The organism is Paenibacillus vortex V453 (assembly GCF_000193415.1).
Classification (GTDB): Bacteria; Bacillota; Bacilli; order Paenibacillales; family Paenibacillaceae; genus Paenibacillus_AQ; species Paenibacillus_AQ glucanolyticus.
Genome location: NZ_ADHJ01000018.1, coordinates 166964 through 187365 on the forward strand (window position 1 = coordinate 166964; position 20402 = coordinate 187365).

Below are 20402 nucleotides of genomic sequence, written 5' to 3' on the forward strand. Positions count from 1 at the left end.
TATGACAACTATCAACGATGCCAAGGCGGAAAAAGGATTTAAGGTCTCAGGTTTGACGCAAAAGCTCGGTCCTCTGCTCGGACTAATCATTCTCATCGTCATTGTATCCGTCCTGAATCCAAGCTTCTTGGAACCGCTTAACATTCTGAACCTGCTGCGTCAGGTATCGATTAATGCATTGATTGCATTCGGCATGACGTTTGTTATTCTGACCGGGGGCATTGACCTGTCGGTCGGATCGATTCTGGCACTGTCCAGTGCGTTTGTTGCGAATATGATGCTGGCCGGGTTTGACCCGATTCTTGCGATCATTATCGGCGTTGCGCTCGGCGGGGTGATGGGGATGATCAATGGTCTCATGATCACCAAGGGCAAGATGGCACCGTTTATCGCCACCTTGGCCACGATGACCATATTCAGAGGACTTACACTTGTCTATACAAACGGCAACCCGATCACGGGCCTGGGTGACAGCCTGGCATTCCAGCTGTTTGGACGCGGATATCTGTTTGGCATTCCGGTGCCGGCCATTACCATGATCATTACCTTTGCCGTGTTGTGGGTCATCCTTCATAAAACGTCCTTTGGCCGCAAAACCTATGCCATTGGCGGTAACGAAAAAGCTTCGCTTGTATCCGGCATTAAAGTGCCGCGCGTGAAGATTATGATCTATTCCCTGGCAGGGATGCTGTCCGCCCTGGCCGGTGCGATTCTCACATCCCGTTTGAATTCCGCACAACCGACGGCGGGCACTTCCTATGAATTGGATGCAATTGCTGCCGTAGTTCTCGGCGGAACCAGTCTGACCGGCGGACGGGGCCGAATTGTCGGGACGCTGATCGGTGTGCTGATTATCGGCATACTGAATAACGGACTCAACCTGCTCGGCGTGAATTCCTTCTATCAGATGGTTGTCAAAGGCGTTGTCATAGCGATTGCCGTACTGCTCGACCGTAGAAAATCGGCTTAAGGGGGAGAATGAACGATGAAAAAAACAACTTTGCTGCTGGTATCACTTATGCTGATCTTCATAACCGGGTGTTCCCTGGAGCCGCCGGAATGGGCGAAGCCCAAAACCAGCGGAGATGTCAAAGATATCAAGATCGGTCTTTCCATCTCCACGCTGAACAATCCGTTCTTTGTATCCTTGAAGGATGGCGTTGTCGCTGAAGCGGCCAAACAAGGGATGCAGGTTGTTGTCGTTGATGCACAGAACGACTCGGCCAAGCAGAGCAATGACGTTGACGATCTGATTCAACAAGGTGTTCATGCATTACTAATTAATCCGACGGATTCCTCTGCGATTTCAACAGTAGTTCAAACCGCGAATAGCTTGGACATACCGGTTATTACGCTGGATCGTTCGGCGGATCAAGGCGAGGTCGCTGCGCTGGTTGCCTCCGATAATGTGAAGGGCGGCCAGATGGCAGCCGAATATATCGTGGAGCAGCTCGGCAAAGATGCGAAGGTGATCGAGCTTGAAGGCGTACCGGGCGCTTCTGCGACCCGCGAGCGCGGAAAGGGATTCCATGATATCGCCGATGAGCAGCTGAGTGTGGTGGCGAAGCAGGCGGCGGATTTTGTACCGGACGAAGGGGCTTACCGTAACGGAAAACCTGCTGCAGGGCAACCCGGACGCCAAAGCGATTTTTGCCCACAACGACGAGATGGCGCTTGGCGCGATTGAAGCCATTCAAAGTTCGGGCAAAGACATCATGGTCATCGGCTTTGACGGGAATGACGATGCCTTGAAATCCATCGAGGCCGGCAAGCTGACAGCAACAGTAGCGCAGCAGCCCGAGTTAATCGGCCAACTGGCTGTCGGCGCGGCCAGGGATGTACTGCAGGGCAAAGAGGTCGAAGAGAATATTGCCGCACCGCTAAAATTAGTGGTTAAGGAATAATCTGGAGTTGTGAGAAGCGTTACCCTGGTGAAATGGGCAGGGTAACGCTTTTTAGCAAGAAGAGAAATAATATCATCCACAGCGAAGTAACTCACAGCCTTGCGATCGCCGCGGTAATACAATATCGTAAAAGAGAACCGTTATTTCACGGAATATATTATAATGACAATGATGCAAGATCAGCTGAGAGATGTTAAAAAGGAGCCGGATATCTATGACTATGGGGAAAACCAAACAAACAATTGTAATTGTAGGCTATGGGGGAATGGGAAGTTACCATGCCAAGCTGATCAAGGACAATGAATATCTCGAGGTTACGGGAACCTATGATATTTTGGAAGATCGGCGGAAGGTGTCTTCTGAGGACGGATACCCTGCCTATGACAGCTACGAGCAAGTGCTTCAGGATGCTGCAGTGGACGTAATTCTGATTGCAACGCCGAATGACGTGCACAAGGAACTTGCGCTTCAGGCCTTTACCGCCGGCAAACATGTCATCTGCGAGAAGCCGGTAACGCTTTCTGTAAGCGACTTTAAAGAGATGGTGTCCGCTGCCGATGCTGCCCGGCGGGTGCTGATGGTTCACCAGAACCGCCGCTGGGACGAGGATTTCTTGACGATTAAACAGATGTACAATGAGAAAACGATCGGCGATTTGTTCCGGATTGAATCGAGGGTGCACGGAGCGAACGGCATCCCGGGGGACTGGCGCCATCTTGAACAGTACGGCGGCGGCATGCTGCTGGACTGGGGCGTGCATCTGCTGGACCAGATCCTGTTTATGGTGGACAGCAAGATCGTCAGCCTGAGCAGCCGATTGAGTTTTATTCTGGGTGATGAGGTGGACGACGGCTTTGAATCGGTACTGCAATTCGAGAACGGGGTCTCGGCTCTGATTGAAGTGGGAACAACAAATTTCATTACACTGCCCCGCTGGTATGTCAAAGGCACGGAAGGGACAGGCATTATTGAGGACTGGTCGTTAAACGGCAGAGTTGTTACCCGCAACCAGGATGCCGTAATAGTAGAGCCGAAGCCGATTCAGGCCGGAGTGGGATTGACCAAAACGATGGCGCCTCCTTCCGAAGAAGCTACCATTACAGGAGCCCTGCCTGAGCCGTATCGTCAATCCAGCAGCTTTTTCGATAACTTTGCGGCCGTTATCCGGGGCGAGGCAGAACCCATCGTGAAGAACGAGGAAGTGCTGCGCGTCCTGAATCTGATCGAAGCGGTGTTCGAATCGGCCAGAACGGGCGATACCCTGAAGGATTTTGACATATACCCTGCGTAACTCGCACGGATTGAGCATTCATTGAATATTGCAAAAAAAGTACCGCGGCCAAGCAGATTGTGCTTGAAGCCGGGGTACTTTTTCTTTTTCCGTCACTGGGCTTACAAGCTGCCCTGATGGCTGTGCAAGCTATCGTTATTTTACATGATCCACTTGCACGCGCTGCCCGGCCAGCAGCTCCCTTCGATAGTCGCTCGGCGCCCAGCCCGTATCCTGCTTGAATAGCTTCGAGAAATAGGAATAGTTGGCATACCCCACCTTGGCCGCAATCTGATATACAGATAACGAGGTTGCCTCCAGCAGATGTTTGGCCGCCTTAATGCGGGCTTGAATGATATAGGTGCCCAAAGAGATCCCCGTCTCTTTTTTGAACAGGCGGGCTAAATAATCCGGGTTAAGATAGACAATCTCCGCCAGGCTCATTCGTGTCAGCTCGTCACCGTAATGGGATTGAATATAGTGCTTGATTTCCTCCACAACGGTTTGGGAATGGTCGGCAAAGGAATGATATTCTGCTGCCGTGCTGACCAGATATTCCATATATTTCTCCATATCTTCAATCGAGTTCAGCGATTGCATGAATAATTGATCATTGGTTTTACCCGTATAGAGCTTGTGTGCCTGAATCTCTTTGTTCTTCAGATAGGCGTACACGAGCTGCACGATGTCCAGGCGGAACAAACGCAGCACGGAGGCGTTATAGACGCCATTCTTGGCCAGGTTCTGCAAGTAATTGCGGGTCTCTCCCAAAAAAGTTCCCGGGTTGTTCTGGTTCAGCAGCTCTTCCCAGTCTTGAAGAGGGGGAGGCGCATAAACGGCTTCCTGCAGCGGATACTGCTCCAGGAAAAAGATCTGATTCCGCTTTTTGATCATATCCTCGTTCATTTGGAGCAGGTCCCGTATGGACTTGTTGATCGCTTCCAGAGCCACCGAGGTCGATACGTTGCAGCAAGCATCGCTTCTGAGAAATTGATTGGCTTTTTCAATGAACGACAAGCAGATGCATTCGATTACCCGGGTATCGGGGGCCCGATTCCATTTCAGCATGACCACCCAATTGTAATCCTTATATTCCATAACCGTTTCGACGGAAATAAGAGGGTCCAGGAACAATTCGGACAACACGTTGAGGAACGCATAGTCAAACAGATCCTTGTCTTCCTTGCCCAGACTTTTGTCATACGGAAAGATGGTGATGAGCACGGGCAGAAACAGATCCGACAACTGGTAGGACAGGTTTTGTTCCGCGATATAACCTGCGATGGCCGCCCGGTCCGACGAAGCCTTCTTCTCCCGGATCAGCCTGCGCCAGAAATGGTCCTGCAGTTTCTTTTGATTTTTCTTCCAGAGTTGCCCATCCTGGATTGCTTCCTGATAACTTTGCTGTTCCTTGGCTTTGTAGGCCGCTTTAGAGATGATGAGGCTTAATTTATCGAATTCAATCGGCTTCAGGAAATAATCAAAACTTTGCAGCTCAATGGCTTTCTGGGCATAGTTGAAATCGGCGTAATTGGTCAGGAATATCGTTTGGATGCTGTACTGTTCCTCCCGTATCCAGGCGAGAAGCTCAAGCCCGCTCCCTTGCGGCATTTCGATATCACAGACAAGAATTTGAATGGAATGCTTCTGTAAAATGTCACGTGCTTGTGCAACACTGTAAGCAGTATGGACCTGCTCAATGGAGAGTGCACGCCAATCAATCTTCTTCTCCAGCGCAGCCACGACAAAATAATCGTCATCCACTAACAATACATTCATTGAATTTCCCTCCTTATATCCTGCATGGCCTGTGGAAGCGTCAAACTGACGCAGGCACCGCCGCCTGCCGGATTCGAAAACTCAACTTGAGCCCGATGGTGATAGAGCAGCTCCAGCCGCTGCATGGTATTCATGATCCCGATGTGTTTTCCTTCACTTTGATCCAGTGGCTTGCCGTTTGCGAGCTTATCTAATACCTCCACAGGAAACCCGGGTCCCGTATCGGATATCTGGATGACTGTATAAAACTTCTCTCCTTGTGTCACCAAGGCGACGGACAGCCGTATTTGCAGCTCCTGGTCTCTGGATACCGCGTATTTCACCGCGTTTTCGATGAAAGTCTGAAGTACCAAGGGAGGAATGGTTAGGCCGGCAAGATCATCCTTATACTCGATGCGGTAAGAAAAAGCATCCCGATAACGGTGCTTCTGGATCTCCAAATAGATTCGGACGTGCTCAATTTCGTCTTCCAGCTGTACGACATGATCCACGCTTTGAAAGATGTAACGGAAATACTTGGATGTGGACAGCGACATATATTCGATTTCCTTAAACATGTGCATTTGCGCCATGCTGTAGATGTTTGTCAAGCAGTTCAGGAAAAAATGAGGGTTGATCTGCAGCTTCATATAATCCAGCTGAATTCTTTGCTTCTCGAGCTCCTGTTCGTAAATATCGATTTTAAACTTCTTGATCTGTTCGATCAGATGTTTGAACTGGGAATTCACCTGCTCAAGCTCTATAATTTCGCTGCTCATAAAATCCAGATTCTCGCTATCCTCGTGAATGCGCCTCACATTCTCCGAGAAATTCTGAATCGGCTTCAACACCTTTTTCTTGAAATACAGCATGACAACACTGAGCGTACACGTGAGCACCACGAACAGAAGCATAATGAGCAGCTGGGCTATCATAATGGTCTCGAATACGCCGAATTGGATGACCAGCTGCACGTTGAAGGAAGCATTCGAGAACCCTTCGGTAACCGTTGAGCGCGGCTTCGAGAAGCTAAGCAGGGAAGCCTTGGTGCCTTCGAGATTCAGACTATCGGCTTTACGGGCACCCGGGCTGGAGAGGGACCCACCTTGAAGATCCACCAGGGAGACAGAACCCTCCTCGCCCAGATTCAGCTGCTGCAGCGGCCGGATCAAATCATCCGCGGAGATGAGACAGATCAGATAGCGATTATGATAAGGCACGATGTTGATTACGTAGAACTTGTCTTGAACCTGAATCGGGTTCCAGTTCGAGTAGAAGGTTTCGTATACGTTTTTGGTAATCGGTGAGTGTTACGATCTGCTCCTTTAAGTCCCGGAACTCTGCATACGACAGCGACATAGGCGCATAGTTCTGGAAGAAATCCTGATCCTTTAGATAGAAGAAAAAGTTGTATTCTTGACCATAGTTTTTCTGAAGCTCGTTAAAGCGCTTATGCATTCGTTCGTTTGACTTAATATAATCTACATAGTCGGTGCCCGGGGTGTCCATCATCTTGACGCTTTCATCATTCGCGAGTGTCCACCCCATATAGTGGTTGATGTACGAGAAGTCATGATTGATCTGCCTTATATACAGATTCGCTGTATCCTGAAGATACCTTGTGGATTGCTGCTTCACGATGAAGATGGACGCGAAACTGATCACCAGATCCACTACAAGGGCAAAAATCGAGATGAAGAGCATGATTTTGACGTAGTGACGGATGGGATAAGGCTTATTATTCAGTGCTTTAACCATAGGGATGTTCGGGGTTCCTTTCCAATCGCCTTTTTATGAAAGCGTTTTATTGATGATAACGATATTATATAGGGATTAGGCAAAAAAAACAGGAGCGAACGCAGTCGCTTTTACCATAAAGTCCGAATAATACATCGTAAAGTCCGGATCATAGCATGTTCCTCCCTGAAATTTAGAGCTTCCCTGGCTGTAGAAAGGGGCAAAGGTCCGAATAGAGCATCATGAGGTCCAAATAACGATTCTGGGCGGAAGTATACTTGAGTTGCTTACACGACATACCGGGTTCACGACAACAAGAGGAGAAAGGGGAATCGATTTGAAAGCAGGCCAACTGAATAGCTCAACACACCCGACACTCGGGCGGATAAGAAAAAATTGGGGTCTGTATCTATTGCTGCTGCCTGCGGTTGTACTGGTCTTGTTATTTTCTTACGTTCCGATGTACGGCATACTGATCGCATTTAAGGATTACAGCCCGGCTGTTGGGATTATGGATAGCCCGTGGGCAGGACTGAAATACTTTGAGAAGTTTTTCAATTCCTATCAATTCTCAACCACTATTACCAATACGCTGGTCATCAGTTTGTACAGTGTCGCAACGTTTCCGATTCCGATCATGCTCGCCCTGATGGTCAATCAAATGCGGCAGAATAGGTTCAAGCGGTTCTTCCAGACCGTAACCTATATGCCGCATTTTATATCCACGGTTGTCATGGTGGGACTCATGCTGATTCTATTCTCGCCAGGTTCGGGACTGATCGGGAATATCTTCCGTCTCTTCGGTGCGGAGGCTCCGAATTTGATGGGCTCTGCCAGCTTGTTCAGCAGTGTGTATGTATGGTCGGATGTGTGGCAGCATACGGGCTGGGACAGCATCATCTATATCGCGGCGCTTTCCGCGGTGAGTCCGAGCTTGTACGAGGCGGCAACGATGGACGGGGCAAGCCGGTGGCAGAAAATCCGGTTTATTGATATTCCGATGCTGATGCCAACCGTGGTCACTTTGCTTATTTTGCGGATTGGCAGTTTGCTGGGCGTAGGTTTTGAAAAGGTATATCTGATGCAAAACAGCCTCAATATTACCTCAAGCGAGGTCATATCCACCTATGTATACAAAATCGGGATGCTGAGCAGCCAGTACAGCTTCTCCTCGGCGATCAATCTGTTTAATACAGTCATTAATTTTGCGCTGCTTATTCTGGTCAACCAGATTTCGAAAAAATACAGCGAGAACAGTCTGTGGTAACAAAAAGAGAGGAAGGGTTCTATGGGCTTAGTGGAAGTTAGAGAGAAAAGGGCGCCGCGGCAGAAAAATACTCGATCTTCCGATAAAGCGCTGGAAATCGGCCTGTATGTGTTCGCGGTCCTGATGCTGATCGTGCTGATCTACCCGCTTTACTTCATAATCATTGCATCATTCAGCGAGCCGGCAGCGGTTGCCAATGGACAGGTGTGGCTTGTTCCCAAGGATTTTACGCTGGCAGGCTATCAGGAATTGCTGAAGCACTCTAATATATGGATTGGGTACCGAAATACGATACTGTATACGATTGTGGGTACGGCCATCGGACTCGTGGTTAACATTTCCGCAGCGTATGCCCTGTCACGGAAAGACCTTGCGGGCCGCAAGTATTTTTCGCTGCTCTTTATATTTACGATGTTTTTTAACGGCGGTCTGATTCCTACCTTTATGACGATCCGGGATTTTCATCTCTACGATACGTTCCTTGTCATGGTGCTGCCATTCTCGGTTGCCGCGTTTAACATCATTGTGGCCCGGACTTTTTTTCAGAGCAGCATTCCGGAGGATTTATGGGAAGCGGCTCAGCTTGACGGCTGCGGAAACCTCAGGTATTTCATGACGATTGTAATCCCGCTATCCAAAGCGGTCATCTCGGTCATTGCATTGTGGACGGCCGTGGGTCACTGGAATTCCTATTTCAATGCTTTGATTTATTTAAAAGATACCAGCCTGTATCCGCTGCAGCTGATTCTACGTAACATTCTGGTCACCAACCAGATGCAGTCTGCCATGGGTACTGGAGAGGCCGCGGCCATTGCGCTGCGTCTGGCTAACATTATGCGTTACGCGGTGATTATCGTGGCAACGGTGCCGATCATGTGCATCTACCCGTTTGTGCAGAAGTATTTCAATCAGGGGGTGATGATCGGAGCCGTGAAGTCGTAAAACCGGATGGATCCAAGAAAATAATAATTGGGGGAATGGTGGTATGGGAACAAACAATAAAAAGAGGCCGCATCATCTGAAATGGGCTTTCTCTATTATGATGGCGGCAATCCTGCTGTTAAACCTGGCCGGTTGCAGCGGCAGCAAGAACAATGAGGCTAAGACGGATACCGAGGCCGCGTTCAATAGAGAGGGCCTGCCGATTGTGAATGAGCCGATAACCCTGGACGTCCTGACTGTTCGCTGGGGCAATATGGGGGACACCTTCCTTCAGAACCAGTGGCTCAAGGATTTGGAGAAGGAGACTAATGTCAAAATCAATTGGCAAATCATGTCCTCCAATGATTGGGGAGAGCAAAAATCGATAATGCTGGCCAGCGGGACGCTGCCTGATATTATTTTCGGTGATATCGTATTCAGTGATTCCGACATCGTGAACAACCTGTCTTATTTCCGTCCGCTCGACGATTACATTGATCAATACATGCCAAATTTGAAAGCGGCGCTGGAAGAAACGCCAGAGATGAAGAAGATGAGCACATTCCCGGACGGTAAAATATATTCCCTGCCGGCACGCTTGCCGTCGAGACCGAAGGCGTCAATCCAGCCGATCATTAACAAAACGTGGCTGGATAAACTCGGGTTGGATGTTCCGGATAACACAGACGAGCTGTATGAAGTGTTCAAGGCGTTTAAAGATAAGGATCCGAACGGCAATGGCAAGGCGGATGAAATTCCGGTCAGCGGATCGGGCAATATCAGCATGGATTTGTTGAATCCATTCGGCATCACTGACATCAATGCCAACAGCATGATGGTCATCGACAATGAGCCTGTTTATTATCCGGTGACGGAGAATTACAAGGAAGCGATCAAGTGGGCACACAAGCTGTATTCGGAAGGCCTGATCGACCAAGAGATTTTCACGCAGGACAGCACCATGTCCACGGCGAAACATCAGAACCCGGATGCGGCGCTGATCGGTTTCTCCAATCAATGGGTCCCGGATGCCGTGTTTGGCAAGTGGAAGGATCAATACATTGCAATCCCGTCCATCGCAGGACCTGACGGCAAGCGATATCAGGGCGGTGAGCCGCAGGGCATGAGTTTAAGAAGAAATGAGTTCCTCATTACAACGTCGAACAAACATCCGGAGGTCTCGGCTCGTTGGGCGGATCAGTTCTACACCAATGAAGCGAGCATCCAGAATTTCTGGGGAGCCATCGGCACTGTAATCCAGAAGAACGATGACGGTACCTTTACCCTGATGAATCCTCCGGAAGGAACGAGTGCCGACGCTTGGTACTGGGAACAGTCCGTCCGGGATTTCGGACCGAAGTATGTGAGCCCGAGCTTCGAGACAAACATCATTCTGGATGAGACTACGGGGGACGGTCTGAAGCTGGTCATTGACAAGCTGGGCAGCGATTATGTAACCACGCCGTTCCCGAATGTGATGTACAGTGCTGAGGAGTTCCAGGAACTGCCTACACTCACAACGGATATCGATGGCTTTGTCGGCACAACCCGGGCGAAGTGGATATCCGAAGGCAATATCGATGCGGAATGGGACGCTTATGTCAAGAAGCTGAACGACATGGGGTTAGAGCGATTGATCGAGATCCGTAAGGAAGCTTATCAGCGTTATATCAGCGTGAAATAAGGATCGGCTGCACGGATTCAGGCTGCCCCGCAGATCAATAGGCTGTGGGGCAGTGTGATTATTCAGGGAATAAAAGAAGAACTCTATCGACCTACAGGGGGTTGCAATCATGGGAAACATCAAAGTCACAGTGTGGAATGAATACCGGCATGAGAGACATAATGAACAGGTAGCGAGCATTTATCCGAATGGGATTCACAGAGCAATAGCGGATCATCTCGAAGGAGTTGAAGGCTTAGAAGTAGCTACCGCAGTATTGGATGAGCCGGATCACGGATTGACCGATGAGCGGTTGGCGAACACGGATGTGCTGCTGTGGTGGGGCCATTTGGCACATGATGAGGTGCGGGACGAGATCGTCGAGAAGGTGCGTCAGCGCGTTCTGGACGGCATGGGACTGATTGTCCTGCATTCCGGTCATGGCTCCAAAATCTTCTCCAAGCTTCTCGGTACAAACACCGGCATGCTGAAGTGGCGCGACGATGGCGAGATCGAACGGCTGTGGGTGGTCGAGCCCGGTCATCCTATCGCGAAGGGTCTTGGTGAATATATCGAAATTCCGAGGGAAGAAATGTATGGAGAACGGTTTGAAATACCGGCACCGGATGAACTGGTATTTATCTCCTGGTTTGAAGGCGGCGAAGTGTTCCGCAGCGGGTGCTGTTACAGAAGAGGCAGAGGGAAGCTGTTTTATTTCCGTCCAGGCCATGAAATGTTCCCTGTGTACCACCAGCCCGAGATTCTGCAGGTGATCACGAACGGCGTGTTCTGGGCTGCGCCTGTTGATGGGGCAAAAACATCCTACGGACGGGTTGCGCCCATCGTCCCTGTTGTTCAATCCTAAGACCATCAGTTATATAGAAGAGGAGTGCATCTAGATGAATAAATTTCGCATTGGATTAATTGGCTTGGGGGGCATGGCTCAGGAGCATATCCGCTGGATGAATGAAGAGAACATGTATCAGTTTGTCGCCGTTAGTGACGTAAATGGTGAAGCTGTGGCTCGGGTAGGCGATCAGCTCGGCATTGAGGACAGCAAGCGTTACGCTGACTTCCATCATTTAATTGAAGATCCGGACGTCGATGCCGTAATCTCGATTACACCTAACAATGTGCACGCAGATATTATCAGTGCATGCTTGCAGGCAGGCAAGCCTTTTTTGGCGGAGAAGCCATTCACTCGCGTCTTCGAAGAAGCGGTGCCCCTGCTGGAGCAGTATGAAAGACAGCCCGTTCCGGCCATGATCGGTTTTACATACCGTTACACACCGGCTTTCCGTTATGCCAGAGAGCTGGTGCGCACAGGCAAGCTGGGTACGATTCGTCACTTCTCGATTCAGTATTTGCAAGGGTTCGGTGTGCCAAGCGAGCAGGTTCCTTACATGTGGAGATACAATAAAGCCATCACGGGCACAGGCACTCTGGGTGATTTGGGATCGCACATGATTGATATGGCGCGCTTTCTGTTCGGGGAGTTCGAGGAAATAACCGCACAGCTGCACACGATTATTCCGGAACGCCGCGATCCGGTAACGGGCGCAATGGCCCGGATCGAAGTAGACGATTTTGCAAGCTTTCAGGCGCGGATGACGGGTGACATTATGGGCGTGTTCCAGACATCGCGCAATGCATTTGGCTCAGGCAATCAGCATGAGGTGTCCATATATGGCGACTTCGGTACGGCACATGCCAGCACATTGGACCCGGACCGGCTCATATGGATTCGGGAGGAGGAGCCAGGTCAGCTCTCCAGAACGACAATGGAAGTGCCGGAGCATTGCAAGGTGAAGCAATATGCGGATTTTGCAGCCGTATTACGCGGTGCGCCTGCCGATGGAGTTCCTGGATTCATGGACGGCTATCGAAATCAAGAGGTGCTGGATGCCGTAATCCGGGCAAGCGAAGCCAGGGCAGCAGTAGAGCTCCCGAATTAAAGCCGGGGTTCAGGGACCAGGAAATTAACAGCTGTCTCACAGTGTTTTGCCCATCCAGATGTACAAGGCCATTAAGCTGAACAGAAACAGGCAAAAGTTTACGCTTACAAATAATCCGCGAAGGACGGGCGAGCGGTGGAACTGAAAAGGTGTCCGCAGATCGCCTGTGCCTTCGATCAGGAACAGAATCAGCAGCGTGTGAATGATGGTGTGCCCGATGACTTCCTTGTAACCGAATACAAGGCTTGTCATAATAAAAATACCTGATACCAGCAGGGCGGTGAATCGGCTCATGATGCCTACGATGAATGCCCACGCCAGTCCAATTTCGATAAAAGCGCTGATCATAACAAAGTGTTCGATGGAGAATCCGAAGGTAGGCAGTCCATAGCTGCCCATGACAGAACACGCCAGTTCTGGAATGGTCAGCTTTTCCATGGCGAGCCAGGCGAGGGACATGCCTGTGCATACATACATGACTGGAGCGGCCGTTTTTTTCAAGGGCGTGCCGCACACGAACAGATAATACACAATACCGATATAAATCAAATAATCAATGGAATGAAAGATACCGTAGTTTAATGAAGCTTGAATATACAACAGGAACAGGATGGCACCGCTGATCGGCAATGTACGCTGATAGAGAAGACACGCAGCGGCGGCAGAGAGGCCGAGGATAATCCACATGGAATTGGTTCTGAATTCGGGTGCCAGATAAGAACCGCTCAGAAGCTGAAGCACTAGGCCGATGGCCAGCCCGATGCGGAGAATGACTTCGGTATGCGGCCTGAGACGGTACAGGAATTGATGAATCCGCACCACGGGCCGCGTCTTACCCAACGGATCGTTGAACACACTCGATACCAGTAAGACGAACAATGTAAACGCTAACCAAAACAAGAAGGTCAATGTAACGACACGGGGGAAGGGCAGGGGAACCCATTCGAAATTGTCCGTAAACCACTTTACATGAATATAGATGTTGCTAATCTCGCTGAAATACATTAACATTCAATCAGTTCCTCCCTTAACCACTCTAGTCACCTATCCAAGATAATACAACTTTGACTAAAAAAGTATATTAATAGATGAATATATCCCTCATTGTGAAAAATATTGTCCCTAAGCGCTCGCACATTTGAGTGTCTATAAAGGTTTTGAATGACACAAAGCAGGTGATCCAGGCGGATCGCCTGCTTTGTGTACGTTTTCGCCGAACAGGAACCTAAGATTCCGGAATGGAGTCATAATGCTCCCCTTTTGCAGCGGTTTGTTATAATGATGAACAAGCAGATCAAGTCATGGAAAAGGGTGAGGAAGATGAGTGAACGAACATACATAAACGATACGCATACGTATAACGGCGAGGCACGGGGAGCAGTACTTATGCTGCAGGGCACGGCCTCGGACGTAGGCAAGAGCATCCTAACGACCGCGCTATGCCGTATTCTCCTCCAGGATGGTTATCGCACAGCTCCATACAAGTCGCAAAATATGGCGCTTAACTCCTACGTGACGCTGGATGGCAAAGAGATCGGCAGAGCGCAGGGCGTGCAGGCCGAAGCCTGCGGCATTGCCGCAAACACGGACATGAATCCGATCCTGATCAAGCCGATGAAGGACATGTTTTCGCAAATCGTAATCCACGGCGTGCCCGAAATGCAGATGAGTGCGATGGATTACCGAACGGAGTTTTTGCCGAAGGCCAAGGGAATCGTACTGGCTGCACTCGATCGGCTCCGGGAGCAATACGATATCGTGCTTATGGAAGGCGCGGGAAGTCCGGCGGAGATCAATCTCAAGGACCGCGACATTGTGAATATGAATTTGGCGGGATGGGCGGATTCGCCGGTGATTTTGGTATCAGACATCGATCGCGGCGGCGTGTTTGCCTCCATCGTAGGCACCCTTGAACTATTGGAGCCCCATGAGGTTGCCAGGGTCCGGGGGTTTATCATCAACAAGTTCCGCGGGGATTTGGCACTGCTGAAGCCGGGACTGGACTGGCTAGAAGAGCGGACGGGCATTCCCGTGCTGGGCGTTCTCCCTTATATTCAGGACATGCGAATCGAGGCTGAGGATTCCGTTGTGCTGGATGAGCTTCAATATCAAAGACAGGAAAAACGCGACCTCGATATTGTTGTTATCCGGTATCCGCGGATTTCGAACTTTACGGATTTTGATGCGCTGCGCTGGGAGCCGGATGTTACCGTGCGCTTTGTCCAATCGGTGGATGAACTCGGGACGCCGGACGTCATTATTTTGCCTGGCACCAAGGATACGATCAGCGATCTCGGGTTTATCCAGGATCGGGGGCTGGCGGATGCGATTATGAAACAGACGCAGCAGCGGGATGTGCAGCTGGTTGGCATCTGCGGAGGATATCAAATGCTGGGCGAGCAGTTGTCCGATCCGCATGCGGTGGAAGGAAACGAACGGGATGCGGCAGGACTTGGGCTGCTGCCGATCCGGACCTCCTTTTTACAACAGAAAAGGACCGTTCGCGTAAAAGGGAGATTGTCACAGGAACATCCTTTGAGACTCATTCTACCGGATACAGAGGCCAATGTGGCGATAGCGGCCTATGAAATCCATATGGGCGTGACCGAATGGACCTCGATGCCTGGCGGATCGGGGCACCATCCACTGTTTTTAATAGAAGCAGACTGCGAGAATTCTTTAAAAAGTGAAGAAGATACTCCTATCCATCCAGAAGGCTTGGCTACCGCCGATGGCCAAGTATGGGGAAGTTATTTGCACGGGTTGTTTGACAACGATGCTTTCCGCAGGTCATGGCTGAACGGTGTCCGGGGGAGTAAGGGACTGGATGCCATTCCGGTAACGTTCCAAGCCGAGGCACGCAAATTCGCGGAATTCGACCGTGTGGCAGACATCGTGCGGGAGCATGTGGACATGGAGAAGATTTATGAAATCATCGGCTGTACGCGCTTATAGCCATAAGGAATAGAATGGGTTCTTGGGGTAATAGTGAAGAATAGAAGAACACCTTGCCTCAATTGCAAGGTGTTATCTGTGTGGGGAGGAAGAAAACTAAAATTGATTAATTATAGGATAGGGGGGTATACTAATAAAAGAGAGTTAAAGTCACCGCAAAGTATATCCATGATTGGAGTGATAGCCTATGTGGAATAAGAAGGGGACCTTGCTAATCTTAACGGGCCTGCTTGCTTTGGGATTGTTGACATCATGCGATAACGCGAAGCAGGTACAAGATACGGGTGGCCAGGGAGGGAACTCAAATCAGGAAAACGCAAACCAGGAAGAGAACGGACACAGTGGACACGAAGGCGGGCATGAGGCTGCCTCGAACAACTACAAAGCTGCAGTTACATCGAATGAGCCGGTAAGCGCAGGCACCGAAACCGAGCTATCGATTCAGATCACAGACAGTAACGGCGCACCCGTCCAGGAATTTGATGTCAATCATGAGAAACTGCTGCATCTGATCATCGTGAATCGGGATTTGTCTTTTTTCCACCATATCCATCCCGATTACATGGAGAATGGTAAATTTACCGTGAAAACTACTTTTCCGGCTGGCGGCGAATATAAATGGTTTGCGGATTTTGTCCCCAAGGGTGCTGAAGGGACGACGCGAAGCGAATGGCTCCGGATCGAGGGAGAAGAAGGAGAAGCTTCGGCAGTTCAACCTGACACCAGTCTGATCCAACAAGTAAACGGCAAGGAAATTGAACTGAGCCTGAGCAATACCTTATCGAATGAAGAGGTTGTGCTCAGCTATCATATTCGGGATGCGCAGACAAAGCAGGGAATCAGCGATTTGGAGCCATACCTGGGCGCGGTCGGGCATGTTGTCATTCTGTCCGCAGACGCCCAGCAGTACATCCATGTGCATCCTCTGGAGGAGCAGAGCACGGGACCGAAAGCGGAGTTTGTCGCTACCTTTCCCCATAGCGGCATCTACAAGATTTGGGGGCAATTTCAACACCAGGGCGAAGTGATGACGGTGCCTTTTGTCGTTGAGATCCAGTAATATTCACTTACAAGGAGTGATCGATATGACGGAAACATTGAAAATATACACCATTCCCACCTGCAGCGACTGCCATCACGCCAAGCGTTATTTCAAGGAGCAGGGAGTTCCGTACATGGAATATGATTGCACACAGAATCCGGAATATCCGGAAGAAGTGAGGCGTCTGACGGGGAAACAGATTGTGCCTACCATCGTTATTGGCGATAACGTATTTATCGGATTTGCCGATAACCTGCAAGAAATCAGGGAATTGTTCAGATAAACCAGCGATTATGGTTATAAAAAAGAAGCATGGTTCGTTCCTCGCGGAATGATCCATGCTTCTTTGCATGTGGTGTTCCCGATCGCAGCGCGTTGCTTATCGCGCCGGGCGTCGTTCGTCTTCTGGAGCCTTCCGCATCAAGCGGGCAATGCTCTTAATTTTAAACGATGACATGAGTGGCAATGTCAAGGGAGACCATGATCACGAAATTTGATGCTACACCCTATAAAACGTAAAGAATCAGGCATTGTATGGCTAGAATGTTCATTTTCGGGAGTTTTTTAATGTTAATTCGAAGGTGTAAATAATCTGTAGCGGTGTTATTATATGGATTGCGTCTTTTGGAAGATTATCGCTCTGCAAGCGTTGATAACTGATCATAGATTTCTGAAACGATTCCAAATATTGCACGTATCAATACTCACTGCTTAGATGGAAGGGGTAAGAACCAGTGGATAATGGAATGAATGTCATTTTGTTTGAAAAGAGACCGGATGGTGAACTGATCCAGATTGAAGAGCGTGCATGGACGATTAACATGGTTGCCGCACTGGAGCATGTGAACTATATCGTCGCAGGCGGCCGGGAATACGAAACGATTGAAGGCAGATTAAATGTAGACACGGGCAAACTGGAGCTTCTGCTCGTTCCGATGCGGAACGAATGAACCCTGTCCGAAAGGAGAAATCATCTTGAGTCATGAAAAAGACAAAAAAGAGCATCCGGCATCGAAATGGCTGACGCCGGATGGCAAACCGATCCGGGTCTTGTCAAGCTCGCTCGGCATCGCTTTGTTAGCGAATGCTTTTCTGGTATCGGGCACAGCCGCAAAGGATCTCGCATCGGAAGCGGTTACCTCGGCTGACGAGCCGCAGCTGGTGTCCTGGTCAACAGAAGAAGTAAAGAAGTATTTTGATAAGAATGTGGATTGGAACATTCCGTTTCCAAGCGAGGAAGAATTCCAGGATGAGCCGGTGGAGGGAGCTGCAGCAGGCTCAGGCGGCGGAACGACGGTTGTCAACAACTATGGCGGGTACAACTCAGGCTTCGGCTGGGATGATCTGCTGCTCTATCACATGCTGTTTAACAACGGTTCCTATTATTCATCCAGCGGATGGTATAACAATCACCGCGGTTATTACGCGAACAGTGGTAAACCATACAAACCCCGCACGTATTCGAGTGGTACGTTCCAGAACAAACCGGTGGTAAACTCGACCGTTCGCCCCAAAACTTCAACCTCATCTTCGGGTACGATTACACGCCGCTCCACCTCGTCCAAATCCGGCGGCATTGGCGGTAATTCCAGTGGATTCAGCTCCTCGGGTTCGAAATCCAGCTCCAGATCCGGTGGTTTTGGCGGATGAGTCAAGAAAGTGTGTTTGAAGTTACAGGAAAGCCCGAGCCCAATCGGAACGAGCGGGTGTCAGAGCTTGCGGAGCTTGGATTTACGTGGGCGGACATGGAAGGGGAAGCCTACTGGATAGACCAGATTGTGACCATGCGTCAAGAGACCTATCACGAGCTGGAAGAAGCGGCATCTATTCTGTGGACGATTTTAGACAAAACCGTTCGCAATATTCATCGCAATCATCACATATACAGTTTGATTGGCATTCCGCCAATCCTATGGCAAATGCTCGATGAATGCCCGATCCCGGAGGAGGGGCTGATCAGCAGGTATGCCAGGTTTGACTTTGCTATTGCCCATGACGGCAGCATCAAGCTGCTTGAGCTGAATGCGGATACGCCTACAGGCTATGTTGAAGCTTCCATTGCCACTCCATGGCTGTGTAGGCAAGCCGGAATCTTCTCGCCCAATGAAGGAATGCAGGAGCTGGTTGCAGCGGCGTGGGGAGTGGAGCGTCCCGATACGGCAGCCTGTATTGCATATGGTGAGCACAAAGAGGACTCCGGTACGATTGAAGCGTTGGTCCGGCATAGCGGTCTTGATATTCAATTGGTGGATTGTCTTGATCTGTGGGTGGATGAAGGCATGCTGAAGGACGGTGCCGGCCGGGAGATCCACCGAATGTTTGCCCTATACCCGAAGGAATGGATGTCCGTCGATGATGGCGGAGATGCGCTGGCCTATGCCATCGAGACGGGACGACTGCAGCTGTTCAACTCACCGCACAGCATTCTGCTGCAATCCAAAGGTTTGCTTGCCGCCATGTGGGGGATGTATGAGCTGGGACTTCTGTACGAGGAGAACGAACGGGAAGCCATCCTTAAATATATGCTGCCGACATACAACAAACCGGTGTTCTCCGGTCATTTTGTCTCCAAATCCATGTTCGGCCGTGAAGGTGGTTCTGTTAAACTGTACGATCAGGCAGGTCAGCTTGAAGTAGAGGATCAGGACGGCTACGACACGAGTGTGATGTTCCCGACGGTCTATCAACGAAGAGCGGACTTGGCTCGGGTTGAGACAGCGGAAGGAGCATTTCATTTATTGACCGGATTGTTCGTGCTGAATGGAACTCCTTGCGGCTTGCTCGGACGGGCGGGCGGCTTGATTACGGGGAATTCCAGCCATTTTATCGCAATGGGAGTGAAATAAATGCAGTTGAAACAAAAGGGAATGCAGCCAAGCGGCGCTCCTCTAAGGAAGAGGAAGCCTTCTGTCGTGCTGGCTGTACTGATTCTATCGATCATGGTGCTGGCGCTGAGCGCATGCGGAAGCAATGAGTCGTCCGTGTTCCATAGCGGTTCTTCAGAGGAAGTATCCTCCTCTACCCGTGTGCCATGGGACTACCGAATTGTTGAAGGCACGGTAGGCGATTTGATTGGCGGAGATATGACAGTGCTGCCGGATAACGAGCTGCTGCCAAACGACAACAATTATGCGACCGGGGACAAAATCTGGACGCTTGAATTCATGGACGCCGAACTCGCCACCGATGCGAATCAGCGGAATGATATCCGGTTATCCTCCTGGCAGACGATCAAATCGTTCAAGGACAAGAAGAGCGCGCAAGCGGATTTAACCAACCTGAAAGTCACGGTTAAAACGGATGTGAAGCTGATTGGTGTATACAAAACAACATACAAAAAAGAAACAAGACATTTTGCGGTAGTTGAATTGCCGACAGGAAACCGGATCAAACAGCCGATTGACGAGAAGCGTTTTACCGCAATGGAGAAAAAGAAAACGGTTGATGTTGTATTGGAGGAAGTCCATGATTTCGCCGATTACGACTTGGCCTATGCAAAATTTCGGGGGTGGGCGGATTGACGGTCGTTGTTAATATTGTAATAAGTGTGCTCTGCATTATCGTGCTTCAATTGCTGGGGATGTTGATATTTAGCTGGATGACCCGGTTTAACGACATGGAGGAGCTGAAGAAAGGGAATACAGCGGTAGGACTGGCTTTTGGAGGCAAATTTATGGCAACGGCCATTATCCTGGGGATATCAGCATACACGAATTCATCGATCTGGCATATGATTCTGTGGTTTGCCGTAGGGTATGTATGTTTGATCGTTGCCTATTGGGTATTCGAGCTGGTTACGCCGGGTCTTCGCATCTCCGAGCAACTGCAAAAGGGGAATGTAGCTATCGGAATTCTGCTCGCTATGGTGTTTATCGGTACAGCCTTTGCGATCAGCAGCTTGATTATTTAGGAAGAATAGCGCCCTTGGGG

Annotated in this window: 19 protein-coding genes and 1 pseudogene; 16 read left to right on the plus strand and 4 right to left on the minus strand. The window is 49.8% G+C overall.

The window, feature by feature from the left end; genetic code table 11:
- Position 1 precedes the first annotated feature (1 nt).
- From rbsC to PVOR_RS11200, 3 genes and pseudogenes are all read left to right on the plus strand, one after another.
- Positions 2-970, plus strand: a complete 969-nt coding sequence (rbsC, locus tag PVOR_RS11190; protein WP_006209282.1) for a ribose ABC transporter permease RbsC — start codon at positions 2-4, stop codon at positions 968-970.
- 15 nt (positions 971-985) lie between these two features.
- Positions 986-1904, plus strand: a pseudogene (gene rbsB, locus PVOR_RS11195) (ribose ABC transporter substrate-binding protein RbsB).
- A gap of 214 nt (positions 1905-2118) precedes the next feature.
- Positions 2119-3195 carry a Gfo/Idh/MocA family protein gene (locus tag PVOR_RS11200; protein ID WP_006209283.1) on the plus strand — a complete coding sequence of 359 codons (1077 nt, stop codon included), beginning with the start codon at positions 2119-2121 and terminating at the stop codon, positions 3193-3195.
- Positions 3196-3330: 135 nt separating this feature from the next.
- Here PVOR_RS11200 and PVOR_RS11205 read toward each other — a convergent pair whose 3' ends face one another.
- The 3 genes from PVOR_RS11205 to PVOR_RS31660 are packed head-to-tail and all read right to left on the minus strand — an operon-like array spanning position 3331 to position 6690.
- Positions 3331-4953 (minus strand): response regulator transcription factor, encoded by a 1623-nt coding sequence (locus tag PVOR_RS11205; protein WP_006209285.1) that lies wholly within the window; start codon positions 4951-4953, stop codon positions 3331-3333.
- A complete protein-coding gene (locus PVOR_RS11210) occupies positions 4950-6152 on the minus strand; it encodes a sensor histidine kinase (protein ID WP_234972838.1) in 1203 nt (400 codons plus the stop codon). The genes PVOR_RS11205 and PVOR_RS11210 overlap by 4 nt, the downstream gene beginning before the upstream one ends.
- Positions 6139-6690, minus strand: a complete 552-nt coding sequence (locus tag PVOR_RS31660) for a hypothetical protein (RefSeq protein ID WP_234972839.1) — start codon at positions 6688-6690, stop codon at positions 6139-6141. The genes PVOR_RS11210 and PVOR_RS31660 overlap by 14 nt, the downstream gene beginning before the upstream one ends.
- Before the next feature lie 316 nt (positions 6691-7006).
- On the opposite strand from PVOR_RS31660, the gene PVOR_RS11215 reads away from it, so the two are divergent.
- The 5 genes from PVOR_RS11215 to PVOR_RS11235 all read left to right on the plus strand — a co-directional run bounded on the left by PVOR_RS11215 (position 7007) and on the right by PVOR_RS11235 (position 12475).
- Positions 7007-7936, plus strand: a complete 930-nt coding sequence (locus tag PVOR_RS11215) for an ABC transporter permease (protein WP_036636665.1) — start codon at positions 7007-7009, stop codon at positions 7934-7936.
- Between the two features lie 21 nt (positions 7937-7957).
- Positions 7958-8878, plus strand: coding sequence for a carbohydrate ABC transporter permease (locus PVOR_RS11220; RefSeq protein WP_006209287.1), 921 nt, complete (start codon positions 7958-7960; stop codon positions 8876-8878).
- A 43-nt stretch (positions 8879-8921) separates the two neighbouring features.
- On the plus strand, positions 8922-10541 hold the full coding sequence (locus tag PVOR_RS11225; protein WP_006209288.1) for an extracellular solute-binding protein: 1620 nt from the start codon (positions 8922-8924) through the stop codon (positions 10539-10541).
- 109 nt (positions 10542-10650) lie between these two features.
- Complete coding sequence (locus tag PVOR_RS11230; RefSeq protein WP_006209289.1) at positions 10651-11385, plus strand: ThuA domain-containing protein; 735 nt, start codon at positions 10651-10653, stop codon at positions 11383-11385.
- 34 nt (positions 11386-11419) lie between these two features.
- Positions 11420-12475, plus strand: a complete 1056-nt coding sequence (locus PVOR_RS11235) for a Gfo/Idh/MocA family protein (protein WP_006209290.1) — start codon at positions 11420-11422, stop codon at positions 12473-12475.
- 36 nt (positions 12476-12511) lie between these two features.
- On the opposite strand, the gene PVOR_RS11240 is transcribed toward PVOR_RS11235, so the two are convergent.
- Positions 12512-13486, minus strand: coding sequence for a hypothetical protein (locus PVOR_RS11240; protein WP_006209291.1), 975 nt, complete (start codon positions 13484-13486; stop codon positions 12512-12514).
- A gap of 309 nt (positions 13487-13795) precedes the next feature.
- Here PVOR_RS11240 and PVOR_RS11245 point away from each other — a divergent pair, with 309 nt between their 5' ends.
- The 8 genes from PVOR_RS11245 to PVOR_RS11280 all read left to right on the plus strand — a co-directional run bounded on the left by PVOR_RS11245 (position 13796) and on the right by PVOR_RS11280 (position 20382).
- Positions 13796-15430 (plus strand): cobyric acid synthase, encoded by a 1635-nt coding sequence (locus tag PVOR_RS11245; protein WP_234972840.1) that lies wholly within the window; start codon positions 13796-13798, stop codon positions 15428-15430.
- Positions 15431-15617: 187 nt separating this feature from the next.
- On the plus strand, positions 15618-16490 hold the full coding sequence (locus PVOR_RS11250; protein ID WP_006209293.1) for a hypothetical protein: 873 nt from the start codon (positions 15618-15620) through the stop codon (positions 16488-16490).
- Between the two features lie 25 nt (positions 16491-16515).
- Entirely contained in the window at positions 16516-16755 is a 240-nt protein-coding gene (locus PVOR_RS11255; protein ID WP_006209294.1) for a glutaredoxin family protein, read from the plus strand.
- Between the two features lie 451 nt (positions 16756-17206).
- Entirely contained in the window at positions 17207-17422 is a 216-nt protein-coding gene (locus tag PVOR_RS11260; RefSeq protein WP_006209295.1) for a hypothetical protein, read from the plus strand.
- Between the two features lie 25 nt (positions 17423-17447).
- On the plus strand, positions 17448-18122 hold the full coding sequence (locus tag PVOR_RS11265) for a hypothetical protein (protein ID WP_040680490.1): 675 nt from the start codon (positions 17448-17450) through the stop codon (positions 18120-18122).
- Entirely contained in the window at positions 18119-19318 is a 1200-nt protein-coding gene (locus PVOR_RS11270; RefSeq protein ID WP_006209297.1) for a glutathionylspermidine synthase family protein, read from the plus strand. The genes PVOR_RS11265 and PVOR_RS11270 overlap by 4 nt, the downstream gene beginning before the upstream one ends.
- Positions 19319-19993 (plus strand): hypothetical protein, encoded by a 675-nt coding sequence (locus tag PVOR_RS11275; RefSeq protein WP_006209298.1) that lies wholly within the window; start codon positions 19319-19321, stop codon positions 19991-19993. It begins immediately after the preceding gene.
- Positions 19990-20382, plus strand: a complete 393-nt coding sequence (locus PVOR_RS11280; RefSeq protein WP_006209299.1) for a DUF350 domain-containing protein — start codon at positions 19990-19992, stop codon at positions 20380-20382. The genes PVOR_RS11275 and PVOR_RS11280 overlap by 4 nt, the downstream gene beginning before the upstream one ends.
- The last annotated feature ends 20 nt before the right edge of the window (positions 20383-20402 follow it).